This window comes from Rhodococcus sp. H29-C3, assembly GCF_030063405.1.
In the GTDB taxonomy this organism is placed as follows: domain Bacteria; phylum Actinomycetota; class Actinomycetes; order Mycobacteriales; family Mycobacteriaceae; genus Rhodococcoides.
The window spans coordinates 299,600-319,247 of sequence record NZ_JASITC010000003.1 but is presented as its reverse complement, the minus strand read 5'-3'; the positions used below and the strand labels follow the sequence as shown (position 1 = coordinate 319,247).

General features: G+C 62.2%; 17 protein-coding genes. 4 read left to right on the top strand and 13 right to left on the bottom strand.

Going from position 1 to position 19,648, the window contains the following annotated elements; genetic code table 11:
* Positions 1–8: 8 nt before the first annotated feature.
* From QMK32_RS08770 to casI, 7 genes are read right to left on the bottom strand one after another with little or no spacing between them, the layout of a single operon-like run.
* Entirely contained in the window at positions 9–842 is an 834-nt protein-coding gene (locus tag QMK32_RS08770) for a MaoC/PaaZ C-terminal domain-containing protein (RefSeq protein WP_269301117.1), read from the bottom strand.
* On the bottom strand, positions 839–2,017 hold the full coding sequence (locus QMK32_RS08765) for a lipid-transfer protein (RefSeq protein WP_283474361.1): 1,179 nt from the start codon (positions 2,015–2,017) through the stop codon (positions 839–841). The genes QMK32_RS08770 and QMK32_RS08765 overlap by 4 nt, the downstream gene beginning before the upstream one ends.
* Entirely contained in the window at positions 2,014–2,448 is a 435-nt protein-coding gene (locus QMK32_RS08760) for a MaoC family dehydratase (protein WP_283474359.1), read from the bottom strand. Before QMK32_RS08760 ends, QMK32_RS08765 begins: the two co-directional genes overlap by 4 nt.
* Positions 2,445–3,557 (bottom strand): acyl-CoA dehydrogenase family protein, encoded by a 1,113-nt coding sequence (locus QMK32_RS08755; protein ID WP_283474356.1) that lies wholly within the window; start codon positions 3,555–3,557, stop codon positions 2,445–2,447. Before QMK32_RS08755 ends, QMK32_RS08760 begins: the two co-directional genes overlap by 4 nt.
* Entirely contained in the window at positions 3,557–4,480 is a 924-nt protein-coding gene (locus QMK32_RS08750; RefSeq protein WP_269301121.1) for a Zn-ribbon domain-containing OB-fold protein, read from the bottom strand. Before QMK32_RS08750 ends, QMK32_RS08755 begins: the two co-directional genes overlap by 1 nt.
* The gene (locus QMK32_RS08745) at positions 4,477–5,643 is read right to left on the bottom strand and encodes an acyl-CoA dehydrogenase family protein (RefSeq protein WP_136169840.1); all 1,167 of its coding nucleotides are present in this window, start codon (positions 5,641–5,643) and stop codon (positions 4,477–4,479) included. Before QMK32_RS08745 ends, QMK32_RS08750 begins: the two co-directional genes overlap by 4 nt.
* Positions 5,644–5,696: 53 nt before the next feature.
* Positions 5,697–7,409, bottom strand: coding sequence for a steroid-22-oyl-CoA synthetase (casI, locus tag QMK32_RS08740; RefSeq protein ID WP_283474354.1), 1,713 nt, complete (start codon positions 7,407–7,409; stop codon positions 5,697–5,699).
* Between the two features lie 268 nt (positions 7,410–7,677).
* Between casI and casG the strand changes: the two genes are divergently transcribed.
* A complete protein-coding gene (casG, locus tag QMK32_RS08735; RefSeq protein WP_283474353.1) occupies positions 7,678–9,339 on the top strand; it encodes a steroid-24-oyl-CoA synthetase in 1,662 nt (553 codons plus the stop codon).
* 78 nt (positions 9,340–9,417) lie between these two features.
* Here casG and QMK32_RS08730 read toward each other — a convergent pair whose 3' ends face one another.
* From QMK32_RS08730 to QMK32_RS08710, 5 genes are all read right to left on the bottom strand, one after another.
* On the bottom strand, positions 9,418–10,068 hold the full coding sequence (locus QMK32_RS08730) for a PaaI family thioesterase (protein WP_283474351.1): 651 nt from the start codon (positions 10,066–10,068) through the stop codon (positions 9,418–9,420).
* Positions 10,069–10,081: 13 nt separating this feature from the next.
* Positions 10,082–10,954, bottom strand: a complete 873-nt coding sequence (locus QMK32_RS08725) for a MaoC/PaaZ C-terminal domain-containing protein (RefSeq protein WP_283474350.1) — start codon at positions 10,952–10,954, stop codon at positions 10,082–10,084.
* A gap of 40 nt (positions 10,955–10,994) precedes the next feature.
* Positions 10,995–13,187: an acyl-CoA dehydrogenase family protein gene (locus QMK32_RS08720; protein WP_283474348.1), complete on the bottom strand. Its 2,193-nt coding sequence runs from the start codon at positions 13,185–13,187 to the stop codon at positions 10,995–10,997.
* 36 nt (positions 13,188–13,223) lie between these two features.
* Entirely contained in the window at positions 13,224–14,399 is a 1,176-nt protein-coding gene (locus QMK32_RS08715; protein WP_283474347.1) for a steroid 3-ketoacyl-CoA thiolase, read from the bottom strand.
* A 106-nt stretch (positions 14,400–14,505) separates the two neighbouring features.
* Entirely contained in the window at positions 14,506–15,117 is a 612-nt protein-coding gene (locus tag QMK32_RS08710; RefSeq protein WP_283474345.1) for a TetR/AcrR family transcriptional regulator, read from the bottom strand.
* A gap of 235 nt (positions 15,118–15,352) precedes the next feature.
* On the opposite strand from QMK32_RS08710, the gene QMK32_RS08705 reads away from it, so the two are divergent.
* Positions 15,353–16,879 (top strand): FAD-dependent oxidoreductase, encoded by a 1,527-nt coding sequence (locus QMK32_RS08705; RefSeq protein ID WP_283474344.1) that lies wholly within the window; start codon positions 15,353–15,355, stop codon positions 16,877–16,879.
* Here the strand turns inward: QMK32_RS08705 and hsaA are convergent, their stop codons facing one another.
* Complete coding sequence (gene hsaA / locus QMK32_RS08700; protein WP_283474343.1) at positions 16,880–18,046, bottom strand: 3-hydroxy-9,10-secoandrosta-1,3,5(10)-triene-9,17-dione monooxygenase oxygenase subunit; 1,167 nt, start codon at positions 18,044–18,046, stop codon at positions 16,880–16,882. It lies immediately after the preceding gene.
* Positions 18,047–18,242: 196 nt separating this feature from the next.
* On the opposite strand from hsaA, the gene QMK32_RS08695 reads away from it, so the two are divergent.
* Positions 18,243–19,406, top strand: coding sequence for a 3-ketosteroid-9-alpha-monooxygenase, oxygenase component (locus QMK32_RS08695; protein ID WP_283474342.1), 1,164 nt, complete (start codon positions 18,243–18,245; stop codon positions 19,404–19,406).
* On the top strand, positions 19,384–19,644 hold the full coding sequence (locus tag QMK32_RS08690; RefSeq protein WP_283474341.1) for a hypothetical protein: 261 nt from the start codon (positions 19,384–19,386) through the stop codon (positions 19,642–19,644). The genes QMK32_RS08695 and QMK32_RS08690 overlap by 23 nt, the downstream gene beginning before the upstream one ends.
* The last annotated feature ends 4 nt before the right edge of the window (positions 19,645–19,648 follow it).

Sequence of the window (19,648 nt, the reverse complement as noted above, 5' to 3'; positions counted from 1 at the left end):
TCGGTCGCTCATTCTCGCGAGTGCGAGTGGAACCGCGCACGGGCCCCGGCGATGACCGGCTGCCCGTCGCGGACCAACTCGAAGGCGGTGCTGTCGGGCTCGTCCCACGAAAGCAGGTCCGGTGAGTCTCCTGGGAAGAGAGGCGCTGCGAAACGCCCGCTCACGCTGGAGAGATCGGCCGGGTGGACACCGAGCCTGCGGGCCAGCGCGAGTGTGCTCGCCGCCAGAGTGCAGAGCCCGTGCATGATCGGTCGCGGCTGACCGATGGTCTCGGCCGCCTTCGGATCGATGTGGATATGGTGGCGATCGCCGGTGAGTCGGTACAGCGCAGCTTGATTTGTGCTGGTGCGGAGCACATCGGTCGAGGAGGGACTCTGCTCGGGTCGGGTCGTTTTCGCCGGTCCTCGCTCGCCGCCGAAGCCACCCGACCCCGGCGCGAAGATTGCCCAAGTTGCCACGAAGAACGGCGATTCGACCTTTACCTCGAAGACGGCCGCCGCGCCCTTGTCCCACACCTCGCCCACCGATGCCTGCATGGTGATCGAACCGCTCGTGGGTAGCGGGGCGATGACCTCCATGCTTTGCGATCCGTGAAGTGCGGTGGTGGTATCGAAGCCGCCACGTGAGCCCAACTCGTCGGGCGCCCATTGTGCAAGGGTCAACGCGAAGGTGGGCAGAACACGAAGGTTCTTCTCGAAGACCAGGTCCAACTCGCCGGCCTCTGCTCCCACCGCCAGCGCATAGAGGATGGCGTCCTTCTCTTCGTAGGACACCGTCCGGGTGCCGAGATCCACGCCTTTCCACTGGTCCGGGGTCATGGGGATCTGCTCGGTCGGGCTCATTGCTCGCGTCCTAGGATCAGCCCACTGGTGGGCACGGCTGTACCGGCAGTGACCAGTACGTTGTTCACTTCGTTCGGTTGGGTGGTCGACGTCCCGCGCAGTAGGCGCACGGCTTCGGCGATACCGTTCACCCCGTGTAGGTAGGCCTCCCCCAGCTGGCCGCCGTGCGTATTGGTGGGCAAGGATCCACCGATATCGAGATTTCCTTCGCGAATGAAATCCTTCGCCTCGCCGCGCCCACAAAAGCCCAGTTCCTCGAGCTGCGGAAGCACCAAGGGAGTGAAGTGGTCGTAGAGGATTGCGGCGGATATATCCGAGGGCTTCAACCCACTCTGGCCGTACAACTGCTTCGCCACCACTCCCATTTCTGGAATGCCGGTAATCTCCGGACGGTAGTAGCTCGCCATCATGTGCTGATCTCGACCCGATCCCTGCGCAGCACCTCGGACTATCGCCGGGGCGTGCTTCAGATCCCGTGCACGCTCGGCAGAAACGATGACCAAGGCCTGGCCCCCGTCGGTTTCCTGGCAGCAGTCCAGCAAGTGCAGCGGCTCGGCGATCCATCGAGAACTCTGGTGATCTTCGAGTGTGATGGGCCGGTTGTAGAACCACGCGGCGGGATTGACCGCAGCATGTGCCCGGGCCACCACGGCGACGCGGCCGAAGTCTTCACTCGTCGCGCCGTATTCGTGCATGTAACGACGGGCGAACATCGCAACCCACTGAGCGGGAGTCGACAGGCCCTGCGGCGTAAGCCACGCGTACGCGGCCCGATCGGCCGTGCTGTCCATCGGCCGGTCATGCTGGCCCAAGCCGTAACGCGTACCGGATCGCTCGTTGAATGCGCGATAGCAGACGACGACGTCGGCGACGCCCGTGGCGACTGCCATCGCCGCCTGTTGCACGGTGGCACATGCGGCCCCGCCGCCGTATCCGATGCGCGAGAAGAACTTCAGTTCACCGAGACCGGTGTTGCGAGCAACGATCGCCTCACCGTTCGTCTCGGCAGTGAAGGTGGACAATCCGTCGACCTCGGAAGGATCGATACCGGCATCTGCCAAGGCTGCAACGATGGCCTCGCAGGCGAGCTGAAGTTCGCTGCGCCCGGAATTCTTGGAGAACTCGGTGGCACCGATTCCGACAATGGCTGCAGCACCGGATAATTGGTTGCTCATCGAGCACCCGGGGATTCGTACGCCACGGTCACAGTCCCGTTGACGTGTTCACCGAGACTGTTGCGGCCGCGCACTGTCACCACAATCGTGTCGCCGTCCTTGCTGGACACCGTTCCGCTCAAATGCATATCGTCTCCAGGATAGTTGGGCGCCCCGAGCCGGACCTTGATTCTTTGCACGGTCGCAGCAGGGCCCGCCCACGCGCTGACGAACTGTCCCACCAGACCATTGGTGGTCAAAATGTTCATGAAGATGTCCTTCGACCCCCGCGCGACTGCCTGCACGGCGTCGTGGTGAACGTCTTGGAAATCGCGCGTCGCGAGCGCACCTGCGACGATCAGTGCCCGCGTGATCGGCACGACAGACTCCGGTAGTTCCTCTCCCACTACGCAATCACTCGATACTCGATCTCTCACCGCGGGGTTGCTCATGCGATGACCTCGACCCCGGTTGCCAAGAGGTCGCCGAGCCGGTTCAGATCGGACGCCGCGCCTCCCAGCGTGGCGCCGATCTGCTTGCCCCACAGCAGGTAGCGATGAATCGGGTACTCGGTATCCACCCCGATACCACCGTGGACGTGCTGTGTTCGGTGCACGACTCGCTGTCCGGCGTCGCTGGCCCACCATTTGGCGACCAACACCGACGTACCCGGGTCCTCTCCCGCCGACAGCAGCCAGGCTGCCTGCCAGAGGGTGACACGCATAGCCTCGAGGTCGATGTAACAGTCGGCGAGCTGATGCGCCACCGCTTGAAACGTGGCGAGCGGTCGCCCGAACTGGACTCGCTCGTTCAGATACGCCACTGCCTGCGTCACTGCACTCTCGGCGACACCCAACTGAACTGCAGCCAAGGCGATTTCGACATAGGACTCGATCTTACCGACGGCACTGCCATCGGCTGCACCGAGAATATCGACGCGCGCACCCTCTGCGGTGATATCTGCACATAGTTCGTGTGTAGTGGATTCGTTGATCTGCTGGCTCACACCGTCGGCAGACGGATCCAACAGGAAGAGCGCAGAGCCCGAGGATGTTTCGGCAGAGACCACAACTCGTGCGGCGACATGTACCGACGGGACTGCAACTTTCGATCCCGTCACGCGCCAGACGCCGTCGACCTCTGCGGCGGTCATGGACGGTGCACCGCTACCGAAGGGACCGAAACCTTCGAGTCCGACCGTCAGAATTTTCGAACCATCGGTTGCGGCGGGAAGCCACTCGTTCTTCTGATTCTCGGTTCCGAACTCGTCGATGGCCAACGCGCTCACAAGGTGTGGCCACAGCGGGACCGGCGCAACCCGGCGCCCTTGTTCGACGAGCACGACGCAGAGTGCGGAGAAATCGAGGGCGCTTCCACCGAATTCTTCACTCACCGCGATACCGAGCACACCGGTGCGGCCGAGCTCGTCCCACAGGTCCCGATCGATCCGATCCGTCGAGGCCTCCACGGCCACGATTCGATCAGTGCTTGCGCGCGCTCCGAAGACATCGGCGGCAAGTTCACCGATCGTTCGCTGCTCTTCGCTGAAACTGAAATCCATCAGTGCTCCTGAGATGAAATAGGCCGGAAGGCAGGCAAAGTCAGATCCGAGTCGGCATCGATCCAGGTCAACTCGACGGCCATGTCGATGGTGACGTCCGCGGGCTCGATGCCGGTCATATTCGCGACCAAGCGAGTGCCCTCCTCGAGTTCGATGACAGCGACGATCAACGGATAGTCGAAGGCATCGATCTGTGGATGGTGGTTGACGACGAAGCTGTACACATGACCGCGCCCTGACGCGTCCACGGTGTCCCAGTCGGTGGATTGGCACTGTCCACACATCGGACCGGTCGGATGTCGAAGCACACCGCAGGACGCGCATCGCTGTATCACCAACCGGTGTTCGAGAGCGGCTGCGAACCAGAACGCATTGTCGTCGTTCAGCGCCGGACGAGGTCGCAGGGCGCGAGCAACGGCTTTCTGAGCCGGCCGGTACCGCAGCGTACGCCACCGCTGCGTTCCGACGACCATGCCGTCGGTATCGCGATACGTCTTGAGCGTGGTGATGAAATGCCCGACGCCCAGCCCGGTCTTCTTCTCCTCGGAAATTGCTTCGACAACTTCCGACACCTGAAGATGGTCACCCGGACGTAGCTCCCGAAAGAACTCCATATCGGAATCGGTCGCGACCACCGAGGTGAATCCGGCCTCGTCGAGGATCGCGATCAGTTCGGTCCAGGTCGGCGAAGGGTCGACTCCGGACATCTTGTCCGTGTAGGACTTCATCGTCCACACCTGGAGCATCGCGGCGGGTGCAACCGAACCGTCGGCATGCTTTGGATCCCCAACCGTCGAGTCTCCGCCCCCCATGACCTCCGTCCAATGTCTGATCATCGGCGCATTCACCGGGTCCGGTCCGAGTGTCGGTGGGACCAATACCGCGCCCTCGAATTCGCGCAGGCGCGCGCTCACCTCGATCATGCGTTCCTCTTGGCGCGAACCAGGCCGAGGCCCATCGTGCCGACCATGTCGCGCAGGACTTCGTTGACCCCACCGCCGAAGGTGTTCACGACGGATTGCCTGGAGATTTGTTCGATCTGACCGCCGAGAACTGCACCGGGAGAACCGGGCCGAAGACGCCCCACCGCACCGAGGATGCCCTGCAGCGCGCGGTAGACCTCGATGTGCGTTTCCGTACCGTAGGTCTTGATGGCGCCCGCGTCCGCTCCGGACAAGGTGTCCTGTGCGACGGCAGCGGCCATCTTCCAGTTCATCAGCCGCATCGCCTCGAGCTTTGCGTGGGTGCGGGCGAATTCGATACGCACCCAGGGAATTTCGAGGGCACCGTTGTCTTGCGCCCAGTCGAACACCTGACGCCAGAGACCGAGGGTTCGGCCGCCGAGCGCGGCGAGGCCGATCCGTTCGTGATTGAGCTGCGCCGTGATGAGTTGCCAGCCACCGTTGATCTCGCCCACCACTTCGGCGTCCGTGATGCGAATATCGCTGTAGTACGTCGAGGTGACCATCAATCCACCGACAGTGTTGATGGGCGACCAGCTGAAGCCCTCGTCGTCGGTGGGCACGATGAGAATCGAGATTCCGCGATGCTTCGGCGCATCCGGGTCCGTGCGGGCTGCGAGCCACACATAGTCGGCCGTGTTGGCGCCACTGGTGAAGATCTTGTTGCCGTTGACAACCCAGTCCTCACCGTCCCGGACTGCTTTCGTCCGCAGCGACGCGAGATCGGTGCCTGCCTCGGGCTCGGTGTAGCCGATGGCGAAGACGATCTCGCCCGCCAGGATGCCGGGCAGAAAGCGTTCTTTCTGCTCTTCGGTACCGAATTTCATCAGCGTCGGACCGACCGTGTTGACGGTGACGAACGGGAACGGCAATCCGGCCCGCTGAACCTCGTCGAAGAACACGAACTGATCCTCGGCAGAGCGTCCCTGGCCGCCGAACTCCACGGGCCAACCGATTCCGAGCCATCCGTCTTTGCCGAGCAACCGCACTATCTCCCGAAAGTGCTCACCGCCGACACCTTGCTCTCCGGCGACGCGTCGCTTCTCCGGCGGCAGCAGCTCTGCAAAATATGTGCGTAACTCCTGCCGGAGAGCGCTCTGTTCTGGTGTTTCCTTGAGATCCATCTCAATACTCCTCGTGCCTGACTCCGGCTGTCACTACCAATGGGTGGATCGACTCAGGCGGACAGGAACCGTCGACGCCCATAGGTGTCGAATTCCTTTTCCAACAGATCTTTGTCTTCTTCGGTCATCAACCGGTACTGAGGAGCCCCTCGACCCTCCCACCGGAAGATCAGGTCTTCGCAGCGCCAATTCTGCTGCTGCAGCTTGTTTTTGACGATTTTGTTGGAACCGGTCACGGGCAGATTCGCCGAGACTCGAAGAAAGCGCGGCGCCGACTTGGTTCCCAGATCCTCCTGCGCAGTGAGGAAGGATGCGAATTCCACGACATCGAATGCCTCGACGTCGGGCACCTCCAGCGCAGCCATCACCTGATCACCCGAACGCGGGTCGGGCACCGAGTAGACACCGGTGGCTATGACGGACGGGTACCGCTTGCAGATGCGCTCGACCATCAGCGCCGAGGTGTTCTCACCGTCGACCCGAATCCAGTCGCCCTTGCGTCCGGCGAAGTAGATGAAGCCGTCCTCGTCTATGTAGCCGAGGTCGCCCGTCCAGTACCAGCCGTGCCGCAACCGGTCCGCGATCGCGCTCTCGTTCTTGTAGTAGCCCTCGAAGGCCGACGCGCCGGCCATATCGACCATCTCACCGATGGACTCGTCTGGGTTGAGAACCCGGCCGTACTCGTCGCACCGGGCGAGCCCTTTCTTCTCACGCGTCTCGGGGTCCACGATCGCGATGTTCTTGTGAGCGGGACGACCGAGCGCGCCCGCCGGTGCATTGGGATCCAGAGTTACCGAACCGGCGCCTTCGCTCGATCCGTATCCCTCGAACAGTTCGGCTCCGAATCGCCGAACGAACTCCACCTTGTCCTCCGGGGACGCTTCGGTACCGAATCCTCGCACGAGCGTGTTGACGTGGTCGTCCTCGGATTCCGGCGTCGCCATCAGGTAGGCAAGAGCCTTCCCGACATACGTAAAGAAGGTCGCGCCGAAGAATCGCACATCAGGCAGAAATCCCGACGCGCTGAACTTGGGGGTCAAGCACACGACGGCGCCGTTGGCGAGAGCCGGGGCCCACAGCGCCATCAGTGCGTTGCCGTGGAACAACGGCATGCAGCAGTAGTCGACGTCGTCGCGCGAATGTCCGTACTTGGCCGAGTTGGTGTAGGCAAGCCTGGCAAGCCTGCCTTGACTGCAGCGGACCGCTTTGGACGCACCCGTCGTCCCAGAGGTGAACAACAACAACATCAGGCTCGAACTGTCGACCGACGGTGATACTACCGGTGTCTCCTGCATCGAACCGGCGCATCTGTCCAGGTATTCGGGCTCGTCCACGAGGACGAAACGATCCGGTGTCAGGCCCAGATCCAGGCTGGAAAGCATGGTCATACCGGCAGTGTCCGTGACGATCAACTGGCAGTCGACGTAGCGAATCTCGGCTTCGAGTTCCGCACCCCGCTTGGTCGGGTTGATCCCGACGATCGTTCCACCGACCAGCGCTGCGCCACCTAGCCAGAACACGAATTCAGGGGTGTTCTCGAGCAGGACACCGATGTGGAACGGTCCGTCGACCCGCATCGACTCGGCCAGCGCACCCCGCACTGCACTCTCGTGGACTACCTCGTGCCACGTCCAGTCCTGTTCGCGGGTTCGTAGTCCGTCGTGGTGATCGCCCAGTCGATCGAGAAGCATCTCCGCGATGGTCCCGCGATGCCCCTCGTCGTCCAGCGCAAGGGTCTTCTCCTCGGAAGCCAAGTCCTGAGTCATGCGCACATCTCTGTCGTCGTTGTTTCGATGTTGCGGCTGCGCAGCGTGATCGGCCCGAATGTGGCCGGTGCCGAATGATCGACCTGCACGGTGGGCGAGTCGAGATCTATGGTCATAACTGTCCTCCAGGTCCGATTACTCCCGTAACGTATCGGCGGATGGTGACTGCCCGGGGGGGAGTCTCGCTCAGTGGCAACGACCGTCTGCCACTGAGCGCTACGTGCCATCTTGTGGCGGTACACCTGCCCGAGGACGAAAGGCCCTTTCGATGACCGCTTCTACTGATCCGCAGTTCTTCCTGGATCAAGTGATCACCCGGCTCACTGGCCCCGGCGGGAGGTTCGAACTGACCGAGGAGCCTGTCCTGGGGACCCGTATGCCCGTGATGAAGAACCGGACACAGGGAGTAGGAGAATTGCTGGCAGCGTCAGCGAAATGGGGTGAGCGAGACTACCTCGTCACCGCCGACCGCAGGATGTCGTACGCGGACCATATCGCCGCCGCTGCAGCATTGGCGACTGCTCTGCGCGAGGACTACGGGGTCCGCAAAGGCGATCGTGTAGCGATTCTTGCCGCGAATTGCATGGAATGGGTTGTCGCGTTCTGGGCGACCCAGTCGCTCGGTGCCATTACCGTTGCCCTGAACAGTTGGTGGGTTCCCCGCGAGATCGAATACGGCGTCAAGCACAGCCGGCCAAGTGTGATCATCGCCGACACCAAACGTGCTGCCGCATTGGCAGCCGTCAACGTCGAGGTACCGGTACTGACGATGCTGGAAGACCTACCGAGGATCTTCGAGCAATACCGCGGTGCCGAGCTCCCCACCACCGTTGTCGACGAAGACGATCCCGCAGCCATCCTCTACACGAGCGGGACGAGCGGAAAGCCCAAGGGCGCTCTGCACTCGCAGCGGAATATTCTCGCAGTGGTCGATTACCACCGGTTCAGCGACGCCCTCGTCGCAGCCTTCAGCGGTGTCGAGTTCGATCCGTCGGTCCCGAGCGAGAAGAAGTACCTACTCACCTCGCCCCTGTTCCACATCGCCAGCCTTCACAATCTCGTGATCCCCCGCCTCGCAACCGGTGGCGCGGTCGTCATGAACGAAGGCGCCTTCGACGTCGACACCATCCTCGGTCTCGTCGAACGTGAGCGAGTGACCGACTGGGGCGCGGTCCCCACCATGGCTGCCCGTCTCGTCGAACACGGCAATCTCGATCGCTTCGATCTGAGCTCACTGACCTCGTTCGCACTTGCCTCCGCGCCTTCGTCGATCGCGTTCAAAGAACGCCTGCGCCAAGAGGTTCCGTTCGCCAAGAACTCCCTGGTGGACAGCTACGGTTTGACCGAGTGCAGCACGGCCATCGCCGTCGCTGCCGGTCCGGACCTCGAACGCCATCCCGGAACCCTGGGCCGACCCATCATCACTGTCAGCCTGGAAATCCGTGATCCGTTCGGCGAATGGCTTCCCGACGGCACCGAAGGTGAGATATGTGTACGTAGTCCCTTCGTGATGCTCGGATACTGGGAAGACGAAGCGGCAACCAAAGCCGCGATCTCACCGGGACGATGGTTGCAAACCGGAGACTTCGGGTTGATCGAGGACGGCAGACTTCGACTGACCGGCAGGCGGTCGGATCTGATCCTTCGTGGTGGAGAGAACGTCTATCCCGTCGAGATCGAGCAGTGCCTCGACGAACACCCTGACGTGCTCGAATGCGCGGTCATCGGAACACCGCACACCGATCTCGGCCAAGAGGTGTCTGCGGTGGTGGTTCTTCGACCAGGCGCTGTGCTCGAGGAAAGCGAACTGCGCGAGTGGACGGCGGAGCGGTTGTCGTATTACAAAGTGCCAACCCGCTGGCGAATCACCGGAGACAGCTTGCCCCGCAACGCAACCGGGAAGCTTTCGAGGCGCGACATCAGCGTGTAGGAGAAGTCACGACAACGGCGTCGCACCGGGTGAAAATCCGATGCGACGCCGTTGCCCTTTCCAGCTCGACCACTCGACTCAGCGTGGACGTGGCACCGTTTTATCGATGAACAATCCCTCGACGGAAACGCATATTCGACCGTCCGCTGTCCTGATGTTGCCGACAGTGTTGATCTTGCGCCCGTCGACTGTGTCGAGCTTTGCAGTGACGGTGAGCGGCTCGAACAAAGGCGTCGGGCTGTGGTAGCGAATGTTCAATTGTGCTGTCATGCCGGACTTTCCGGACCACGCATTGGCAACTCCAAGTGTGTGATCGAGCAGCAGTGCCGACACGCCTCCGTGCACGTGCCCCGGGGGGCCCTGGTACGCAAGCGTCAATTCGACGGTGCCTTCGACCGAGCCGTCGGACTTACCTTCCAGCACCAGCGGAGGGGCAATTGCATTCTCGAGACCGGTAACCGGATCGTGCCTCGTCACACCCTCGCCGTTCCACATGTCGATCAGCCGCTCTTCCACAGCGGGAGAGTGACTTTCCAAGTGCTGGGCGACACCGTTCAACTCCTCGGCTACCCGTTCGAGGTTGGCATTGCCGCGATCGGTACGCAGCAGCGCGTCGATCACTCGCCTGGCGGCCTCGGTGGCTCGATCGACGGCGGAATCATTGCGACCCGAGGTCAGCACCGTCCCTGAAGGGCTGGTGTCGTGAGTGGGGTGTGTTCCGGCGTTCACAGATCGCTTCCGTTCATGAGACTACTTTCATGGATGCGTGGGTCAGGACGGCTTGTCCGTCGCGCTCGGGAGAACTCGTGCGGAGAATCAAGAGTCCGTCTTCTTCCCAGACAGAGGTCTCGAGTGGTTCACCCGGATAGGTGGGCCCGGCGAAACGGACCGAGAAATCACTGACTCGGCTCGGGTCGGAGTCCAACAGACGCTCGGTCACTGTCCTGCAGACGATCCCGTAGGACGCGAGTCCATGCAAGATGGGCCGATCGAATCCCACCGCCGCGGCGATGCTCGGGTCTATGTGCAGTGGATTGAGGTCACCGCTGAGGCGATAGAGTGCCGCTTGATCGGGACGGGTCGAAGATTGCAGAAGGTGATCCGGTTTCCGATCCGGCACGGTGTCAGTGGTGTCCGGTCCGGCCTCGCCGCCGAAGCCGCCCTCGCCACGAGCCCAAATTTGCATCACCGTCGTGAACAGTGCACGGCCGTCATCATCGGTTGCAGCATGTTCGAGTTCGATCACTGCTGCCTTGCCCTTGTCCCAGATGTTCGCCACACGCGTCGTGATGCGGGCGCTGCCGGTCGACGGTATCGGTGCATGTGCAGTCAGCGATTGGCCACTGTGCAGAAGCTTGCGCAGATCCACTTCGACGCCCGGCATCTGCAGACCTGCGCTCTTGGAGACACCCGCTGAAATACCACCTCCAGCAACCAGCGCGAAGGTCGGCAGCACACGTAGGTTTTTCTCGTACACCCAGCCCAGCTCAGCAGGGTCCAGTGGGTTCTCACCCGCGCCGACGCCGAGGTGATAAAGAATCACATCACGGTCGGTCCACGAGATCTCGCGCACTGACGGCTCCGCCGCCAGTGCTGTTTCGAGGTCTATAGCCATTGAGGGTTCCTTCGATCTTTCGAGTGCGGTTGTCCGATGGTCACTTACCCGGCTCTGGATCCCGTGGCAGTCCTAGCAACCGTTCGCCGATGATATTGAGCTGAACGTTGGTGGTACCGCCCGCTATCGACATGCACTGAGCGTTCAAGAACATGTGCTGTGCCGAACTTCTGGTCTGTTCGCCGACCAGAGACGACGGTCCGGCCCACTCCATCGCCACTTCCCACACCTGTTGAATGTGCTCCACGCCGATGACCTTTGCCACCGAGGATTCCGCCCCCGGCTGATCGCCTGCAAGTGTGCGCAGCGTCGTGCGCAATGCAAGCAAACCACCGGACTGGGCGTCGCACAGAACTTCGCCGAGGACTGCGGACTGCCCGGCATCGAGGCCGCCGGGCAGTTCTGCGGCGAGACTCAACAAAGCCTCACCGCCCGAACCGAGAGATGAATCGTTCGACAGCGAGACACGTTCGTTGGCAAGCGTTGTTCGAGCCAACTTCCAACCGTCGCCACTCTCCCCCACCAACATCTCGTCCGGCACGAACACGTCGTCGAAAAAGACCTCGTTGAACAACGATTCGCCGGTGATCTCGCGCAGAGGCCGGATATCGAGGCCCGGACTGTTGCGCATGTCCACCAGGAAGTAGGACAATCCCTTGTGCTTCGCCACCGATGCGTCGGTGCGCGCAAGACAGATCCCCCAGTGCGCCTCGCGCGCCATGGACGTCCAGACCTTTTGGCCCTGCAACCGCCAGCCGCCCTCGACCTTCGTGGCCTTCGTGCTCAATCCGGCAAGGTCGGAGCCTGCGCCGGGTTCGGAGAACAGCTGACACCAACGGATGTCACCGCGGAGGCTGGCCGGTACGAAGTGTTCGACCTGCTCGGGGTTGCCGTGCGCAATGAGCGTGGGAACGACCCAGTTGCCGATGATCATGTCATAGGGAACGAGAGAGAACGACGCCAGTTCCTCGGCGATTACGAGTTGCTCGACTGCATCTGCCCCTCGACCCCATGGCGACGGCAAATGCGGTGCTGTGTAGCCCTTTTCAGCCAGCAGCCGAATGCGGTCGGTGTCTTCGGAATCGGCAATCGCGGCAAGCTCGGATCGTACCGTCGCGCGGACCTGCTCAGCTTCGGGCGGAAGCTCGACTTCGAGTGAACGCCGGGCCCCGGCGAGCGTCGCAGCCGTGACCCGCGAACGCCAGGAAGCGGTCGAGCCGAGCATGATCTGCAGAGTCTGCGCCCGCCGCAGGTAGAGGTGTGCGTCGTGTTCCCAGGTATAACCGATGCCGCCGAGGATTTGAATGCAATCCTTCGTCAACGAGAATGCAGTACCCGGCGCGGTAGCTCCTGCAACGGCAGCAGCCAGCGATACCTCCGTGGCAGACGCACCACCGTCTGCCGCACGAGCGGCGTCCCACGCACATACGCGTGCTTGCTCGCTACGAATCAGCATGCGTGCGATGCGATGCTTGACGCCTTGGAACTGACCGATGACCCGGCCGAACTGGCGACGCGTTCGCGCGTAGTCACCGGCCGTGCGTACCGCCCAGTCCGCGACACCCGATGCCTCGGCGGAGAACAGAGTTGCCGCAAGATCCAATACCCGCTGGGCATCGATCGATACGACGTCGCCGGGTTCGAGCGACACACTGTGTGCTGTCACAGTTGCGTTGCGTCGCACCAGGTCGTAGCTCTCCACGGCTGCGACCTCGAGGCTGCCTCGAGGCACCACGACGAATACCGTCCTGTTGTCGTCATCCAGTGCCGCCAACAAGAAGAGATCGCCGACCTGACCACTCATGACGAAGTCCGACGCCCCGTCGAGCACATGTCGATTCGCATGCGAACTCAGGCGCAACGCGCCGGGGTGCAGCGAGATCGCGCCTATCGTCGAGCCGTCTGCCAACCCAACGAGCTCCTCGCTGCGACCTGTCTCGTCGAGGACGGCACTGAGAAGGACGGTCGAGAGGAACGGCCCCGGAACCAAAGCTCTACCGAGTTCCTCTGCTACCACGGCAGTTTCACTCAATCCGCAACCAGCGCCGCCGACTTCTTCCCTCAGATGAAGGCCGAGTACGCCGAGCGCGGCCAGTGAGCCCCAGAAGGCGGGCGGCTTCTCGGTATCGGCATCGACTGCACTACGCAGGACATCGGGGGTGACGGTACGGGATGCCCATGCGCGAACCGCATCGGTGAGGTCCCGTGCGTCTTCGGTCAGTGCCATGGTCATGAAAGGTCTCGGCTCTCTCGTCGGTGGGATGCGCGCTTATCTGATGCGTTCGATTATCGTCGCTGTGGACTGAGCACCACCGGCACACATCGTCACCAGCGCGGTGGACTTGTCGGAGCGTTCGAGCTCGTGCAACGCCGAGGTGATCAACCGAGCTCCGGTCGATCCGACCGCGTGCCCGAGCGCTATGGCGCCACCGTTCACATTCACCTTCGACATGTCTGCGTTATGAACCTGAGCCCAGGACAACACCACCGACGCGAAGGCCTCGTTGATTTCGACGAGATCGATGTCGGCAAGCGACATCTTGGCACGCTCGAGCACGAGTGCGGTGGACTCGATTGGACCATCGAGATGGTAGTAAGGGTCCGAGCCGATCATGGCGGACGCCAGAATTCGAGCACGCGGACGAACTCCGAGCTCATGCGCCCGTGCCTCGCTCATCAACAGCACTGCGGCGGCGCCGTCACTGATCTGCGAAGAGTTACCGGCGGTATGAATCTGGTTGGGCATCACGGACGAGAGTCCGGCGAGGGCGGCCGCGCTCGTCTCACGCAGCCCGCCATCACGTTCCACACGGACGCTCTCGCCGGTAGGGGCACCGTCCTCGCCCAGTACAGGAACATCGACCGGGACGATTTCGCGCTCGAACACCCCGTCTGCCCACGCGCGGCCGGCCCGCTGCTGCGAGCGAAGACCCAACGCGTCGGCGTCCTCCCGCGTGATCCCGCGAAGCTCGGCGATGCGTTGCGCCGAGGTGAACTGGTCCCCCATGTCGATGGTCCAGTCGGGTGGGTACGGGTTTCCGGTGTCCGGAGTGGCGGCTTGTCCGAGGAAGACCCGGCTCATGACCTCGACGCCGCATCCGATGCCTGCGTCGATCTGGCCTGATGCGATGAGTCCGGCGACGATGTGTATTGCTTGTTGGGACGATCCACAGGCGCAGTCGACGGTCGTCGATGCGGTGCCATAGGGCAATCCGGCGTGGAGCCATGCCTGCCGAGTCACATTGTTCGACTGTTCGCCCGCTTGGGTGACGCAACCGCCGACGACCTGACCCACGCTCGCTGCCGGGACGGAAGATCGGTCGAGAACTGCGCGCTGCGCTACGCCGAGGAGTGTGGCGGGATGCACACCGGACAGGGCCCCTCGGCGACGTCCGATAGGTGTTCTGGCCGCCTCTACGATCACCGGGGTGTTCTGAGCAAGCATGTCGACTCCTCGAGACATTACCGCCGCGCGAGGCGACGTCGATTTCTGAAATGTATTCTATTTTTTACGATACTGCACTGCACTCGACCAGTTCGGGGTGCACCGTTCAGCGAGGCGACAGGTCTACGAGAAGCAGATCGCATCCTTTACGGATGTCCTTCTCGGCGTCGAGAATCGACACGCGTCCGTTGAGACAGGACTGAATGACACCGAACCACAGTTGCACGACCAAGCGAAGCGCAGTCACGTCCGATTCAGTGGGCATTTCGATACCAGCAGACTCGAGCAGCAGCTGCTGGAACGCCCCATCTGCCTTTCCTGCATCCGGCACGGCAGCGACGTTGGCCGTCGTCGTGGACTGGATCATGGCCGCTGACAGCAGTGGCCGGCGCAACAACCCACGCGTGGCGCGAACCAGTACGTCGTACACCGCGTCGCTGGGCAGCGCTGCAGCCGATGATCCTTTGGCGAAGCCCGAACCCATATGGTCGATCTGATCGACCATCACCGCGACGAATAGATGAGTCTTCGACGGGAAGTATCGGTACAGCGTCCCGATGGCAACGCCCGCCGCCTTTGCGACGTCGTGCATCTGAACGCGCGCGAGTTCTTTCTCGGCACCGAGTGCTGCCGCTGCCTGAATGATGCGAACGTGCCGGGCGTGCTGCTCGACCGAACTCGGCTCCGCGGCATCTCGAACTTCGGCGATTCTCGGCACTCTCGATCATCCCTCCCCAGACTTCCCACGCTGGTCCGACGCACCCGGTAGGTCATCTTAGATCTTGACATCTCGCCTCGGATTCTTCGAATATTGCCCACTCAGTGAGACCCGACCACACCCGACCGGGGAAAGTACTGTTGCGTGGTCCACCGCGCCTTCGTGTACTTCGACCCGCCCGCATGTCGAAGTACACGCATCATCATCGCGGGCAATTCGAACGGAGAACATCACCATGCACGAGTCGATCGAGTGCGATGTCCTGGTCATCGGTTCGGGCGGCGGCGCCCTGACCGGCGCATATTGCGCCGCAGAAGCCGGGCAGGACACGCTGGTCCTCGAGAAGACACCACTACTCGGTGGTACGTCCGCCTACTCCGGTGGAGCCGTATGGCTTCCTGGCACCGCAGTGCAGGACCGCGCGAACATCGGTGATTCGACGGCGAAGGCACGCGAGTACCTTCGTTCTGTCGTGGGCGATTACGAAGTCGATCGGCAAGAGGCATTCGTCTCGACGGCACCCGACGTCGTCGATCTACTCGAGAAGAACCCGCATATCGAATTCGAGTGGCGTCCGTTCCCGGACTACTTCCGCGCACCCGGCCGAATGGATTCCGGCCGAGCAATCAACGCACTCGACATCGAGCCCTCCGCCGTCGGCGATCTGCTCGAGCGCGTGCGCCCCGAACTCGATGCAGATCGTGACGGAGCGCCGCACCCCGAGGGCAAGCTCGGCGGTGGACGTGCCCTGATCTCTCGCCTGTTGCTGGCTCTGGAAAGCACGGGTAACTCTCGTGTACTGACCGAGACTGCGTTGACAGAGCTGATCGTCGAGGACGACGCAGTAGTCGGCGCCCTGGCGACCGGACCTGATGGAAAGACACTGCGCATTCTCGCGCGTCGCGGCGTCCTGATTGCCGCAGGCGGCATCGAAAAGGATCAGCCACTGCGAGATGCAGAGTCGATGCCGGGTCTCGCGCGATGGAGCATGGCGCCGGAGGGCTCGAATACCGGCGATGCAATCCAGGCAGCGGTCCGTGTCGGTGCAGACACCACATTGGCCGGTCAAGCGTGGTACTGCCCCGGTGTCGCATTGCCGGATGGGTCGGCAGCATTCATGGTCGGTGTCCGCGGCGGACTGCTCGTCGACGACGCAGGCAAGCGTTATCTCAACGAGTCTCTTCCGTACGACCAGTTCGGTCGCGCAATGATCGAGCACGGCAGCGAGCGGTCGTATCTCATATTCGAGGCCACCGACAGCGCCGCTGTCATTCCGACCATTTCGATTCCGTCGGTAGCCGCGGACGCTCATTTCGAGGCCGGTACGTGGGTCACCGCCGACACGATCGAAGAATTGGCCGCACTGATCGAGGTTTCACCCGAGGTTCTTTGCAGCACCGTCGACCAGTTCAACGAATACGCGACAACCGGTATCGACGAGCAGTTCCATCGCGGCGAGGACCCCTACGACAAGTTCTTCTGCCGGCCTGTTCCCGAACTGCCGAATGCGGCCTTGACGCCACTGAAGAAGGGGCCTTACGTCGCCGCACGCATCGTGTTGAGCGACCTGGGAACCAAGAGCGGAGTGCGCACCGACGTCGACGCTCGGGTACTGCGTGAGAACGACACCCCGATCGCGGGCCTGTACGCGGCTGGAAACACCAGCGCCTCGCTCAGTGGCGCGAAGTATCCAGGCCCAGGCGTGCCGCTCGGCACCGCAATGGTTTTCGCCTACCGAGCAGTTCGCGCCATGCTGTCCTGATCAGACGAGATTGTCCTCTACCGGGAGGCCGAACGCGCCTTGGCCGAACAACGCCAAAGCACGTTCGGCCTCGTTGGCCACGTGGACACTTCCGGCGTGGACATCGCGCCACGCCCGTTCGATCATATTCCCGCGGTACAACGAGTGGCCCCCTGCCGACTTGAACAACAGATCCATCGCCTCCACCGCACGCTCGGTCGCTCGCACTTGATCACGTCGCGCACGCAGACGCATCGACATCGGTAGTTCTTCGCCTTCGAGCGCCAATTCCCACAGTTCGCGAACGTTGCGCTCCAACTGCAGAATCGCTGCATCGATCTCCGACGATGCGCGAGCAATGGCGACCTGCGCGAACTGATCGTGCACGAACCTCCCGCCGCCGAGGCTCAGACGCACCCGCTCGCGCATGTTGGCGAGATAGCGTTCGTAGCACCCCGCCACGATTCCGACTCCGGGCGACGCGACCGCAGTGGTGAAGATCGTGGCGAACGGAAGCCGGTACAGCGGTCCTCGGTTCACTTTCTGGCCCGGACCGCGAAGTTGCGCAGTTTCGTAGTTGCTCTTGGTCCGATGCTCGGGGACGAAGCAATCGACGACACCGATCTCGTTGCTGGCGGTTCCTCGCATTCCCATCACGTCCCACACATCCCGGATCCGGTAGTCCGAGCGGGGAACCAGGACGGTGAGAAAGTCCAGCGGGCGCCCCTCCTCGCCCACCACGATTGCACCGAGCAGCGCCCACGACGCGTGGTCGCATCCGGAGGAGAAGTGCCATTCCCCGCTGAGGCGATACCCACCTTCGACAGGGTGCAGCCTCCCGACCGGTGCGTACGCGGAAGAAACGAGCGTGCCGTTGTCGGGTTCCCACACATCGCTCTGCGCTCGATCGTCGAAGAGCGCGAGATGCCAAGGGTGAACTCCCAGGACGGAAGTCGACCACCCGGTGGATCCACAGGCACCCGAGATCATCCGAACCGCTTCGAAGAATTTCGCCGGATCGGACTCGGTACCGCCGTACCGTTTCGGTTGAAGCAGCCTGAAGACCCCAGTCTTACCCAGCTCGTGGATCATCTGGTCCGACACACGTCCGGTTTCATCGACCTTGACTGCTGCCTCGGCGATCGTCGGCAGTAGATCGCGGACAGCACCCAGGACGTCGGTAGTCATACTCGAACGATAATCCGGTTCCGCTGCCGTCGAGCGAATGGGTCGCTGATCGAGAGCACGAATTCCTTCCGAAAAGTCCGAGTCCCGTCCAGTGAGAACTCTCCGACTTCGGTGTCGGAGGTCACCTAGCGTCGCTACAAACACGGCAACGACCAGATCGCCGTTGGACTTCTCCACAAGACAGGACGGGACCACTGTGACCATCCAGCAGAACACCAGCGAAGAAGTACGAGAGATCGAAGCCGGCGCCGCGCCCACGCGCTTCGCCCGCGGTTGGCACTGCATCGGTTTGTCTGCCGACTTCAAGGACGGCAAGCCCCACTCCATCGAGGCCTTCGGGACCAAGCTCGTCGTCTTCGCCGACAGCTCGGGCACGCTCGCCGTCCTCGACGGATACTGCCGCCACATGGGTGGCGACCTCACTCAGGGAACGATCAAGGGTGACGAGGTCGCCTGCCCGTTCCACGATTGGCGTTGGGGAAGCAACGGAAAATGCAAGAGCATTCCTTACGCGCGTCGCGTGCCCCCGCTCGCACGTACCCGTTCGTGGCATGTCCTCGACCAGGACGGCATGTTCTTCGTGTGGAACGATCCCGAGGGCAATGCCCCGCCGGCAGAGGTGACCATTCCCCGCATCGAAGGCGCACTCGACGATGGTTGGTCCGACTGGGTCTGGTACCGCACCGAGGTGGACACGAACTGCCGTGAGGTCGTCGACAACATCGTCGACATGGCGCACTTCTTCTACGTGCACTACTCCTTCCCCACCTACTTCAAGAACGTCTTCGAAGGGCACGTCGCCAGCCAGTACATGAACGGACAGTCACGCGAGGACATGCGTCCGAACACAGCCGGCCAGCCCAAGTCGCTCGGCAACAGTTCGGATGCGACCTATTTCGGACCTTCCTTCATGGTCGACGACCTGACATACAAGTTCGATACCCACGATGTGAATTCGGTCCTGATCAATTGCCACTACCCGGTCAGCGCAAACAAGTTCGTTTTGCAGTACGGCATGATCGTCAAGAAGTCCGCCGAACTCCAAGGTGATGCCGCCGAGGAAACGGCGAGAAACTTCGGAACCTTCATCGCCAAGGGTTTCGAACAGGACATCGAGATCTGGAAGAACAAGTCACGCATCGAGAACCCCCTGCTCTGCGAGGAAGACGGTCCGGTCTACCAGCTTCGCCGGTGGTACGAGCAGTTCTACGTCGACGTAGCCGACGTCACTCCTGAGATGACGGAACGATTCGAGTTCGAGCTGGACACCACACGTCCTGTCGAGTCGTGGAAGAAGGAAGTCGAAGCCAACGTCGCTCGGAAATTGGAGGAGCAGAATGCAACCGCTTCGGTGCAGTGAGTGCAGTGCGCAGGTGCTCGTTGCGAAGAACAGTTGGGAACACACTTCGATCCAGTGGGACGCGGCAGCTCGCGCTCTCTGCCATGAAATCGACAACGATGCTCCCGATGACGGCCGGCTCGGTGCACCCAGCCGTGGCTGTCACGCACTGAGCGCAAGCATCGTCGATGCTGCCAACCGCGGCGACATCGTCGTCACCGACAGCGATCCGGTTCCGACGCCGATCGTCGTCGACTGACATT

Bases quoted from the DNA above. Each gene is read 5' to 3' on its own strand.
- QMK32_RS08770 (WP_269301117.1), bottom strand. From the start codon at position 842: ATGAGCCCGACCGAGCAGATCCCCATGACCCCGGACCAGTGGAAAGGC.
- QMK32_RS08765 (WP_283474361.1), bottom strand. From the start codon at position 2,017: ATGAGCAACCAATTATCCGGTGCTGCAGCCATTGTCGGAATCGGTGCC.
- QMK32_RS08760 (WP_283474359.1), bottom strand. From the start codon at position 2,448: ATGAGCAACCCCGCGGTGAGAGATCGAGTATCGAGTGATTGCGTAGTG.
- QMK32_RS08755 (WP_283474356.1), bottom strand. From the start codon at position 3,557: ATGGATTTCAGTTTCAGCGAAGAGCAGCGAACGATCGGTGAACTTGCC.
- QMK32_RS08750 (WP_269301121.1), bottom strand. From the start codon at position 4,480: ATGATCGAGGTGAGCGCGCGCCTGCGCGAATTCGAGGGCGCGGTATTG.
- QMK32_RS08745 (WP_136169840.1), bottom strand. From the start codon at position 5,643: ATGGATCTCAAGGAAACACCAGAACAGAGCGCTCTCCGGCAGGAGTTA.
- casI (WP_283474354.1), bottom strand. From the start codon at position 7,409: ATGACTCAGGACTTGGCTTCCGAGGAGAAGACCCTTGCGCTGGACGAC.
- casG (WP_283474353.1), top strand. From the start codon at position 7,678: ATGACCGCTTCTACTGATCCGCAGTTCTTCCTGGATCAAGTGATCACC.
- QMK32_RS08725 (WP_283474350.1), bottom strand. From the start codon at position 10,954: ATGGCTATAGACCTCGAAACAGCACTGGCGGCGGAGCCGTCAGTGCGC.
- QMK32_RS08720 (WP_283474348.1), bottom strand. From the start codon at position 13,187: ATGACCATGGCACTGACCGAAGACGCACGGGACCTCACCGATGCGGTT.
- QMK32_RS08715 (WP_283474347.1), bottom strand. From the start codon at position 14,399: ATGCTTGCTCAGAACACCCCGGTGATCGTAGAGGCGGCCAGAACACCT.
- QMK32_RS08705 (WP_283474344.1), top strand. From the start codon at position 15,353: ATGCACGAGTCGATCGAGTGCGATGTCCTGGTCATCGGTTCGGGCGGC.
- hsaA (WP_283474343.1), bottom strand. From the start codon at position 18,046: ATGACTACCGACGTCCTGGGTGCTGTCCGCGATCTACTGCCGACGATC.
- QMK32_RS08690 (WP_283474341.1), top strand. From the start codon at position 19,384: ATGCAACCGCTTCGGTGCAGTGAGTGCAGTGCGCAGGTGCTCGTTGCG.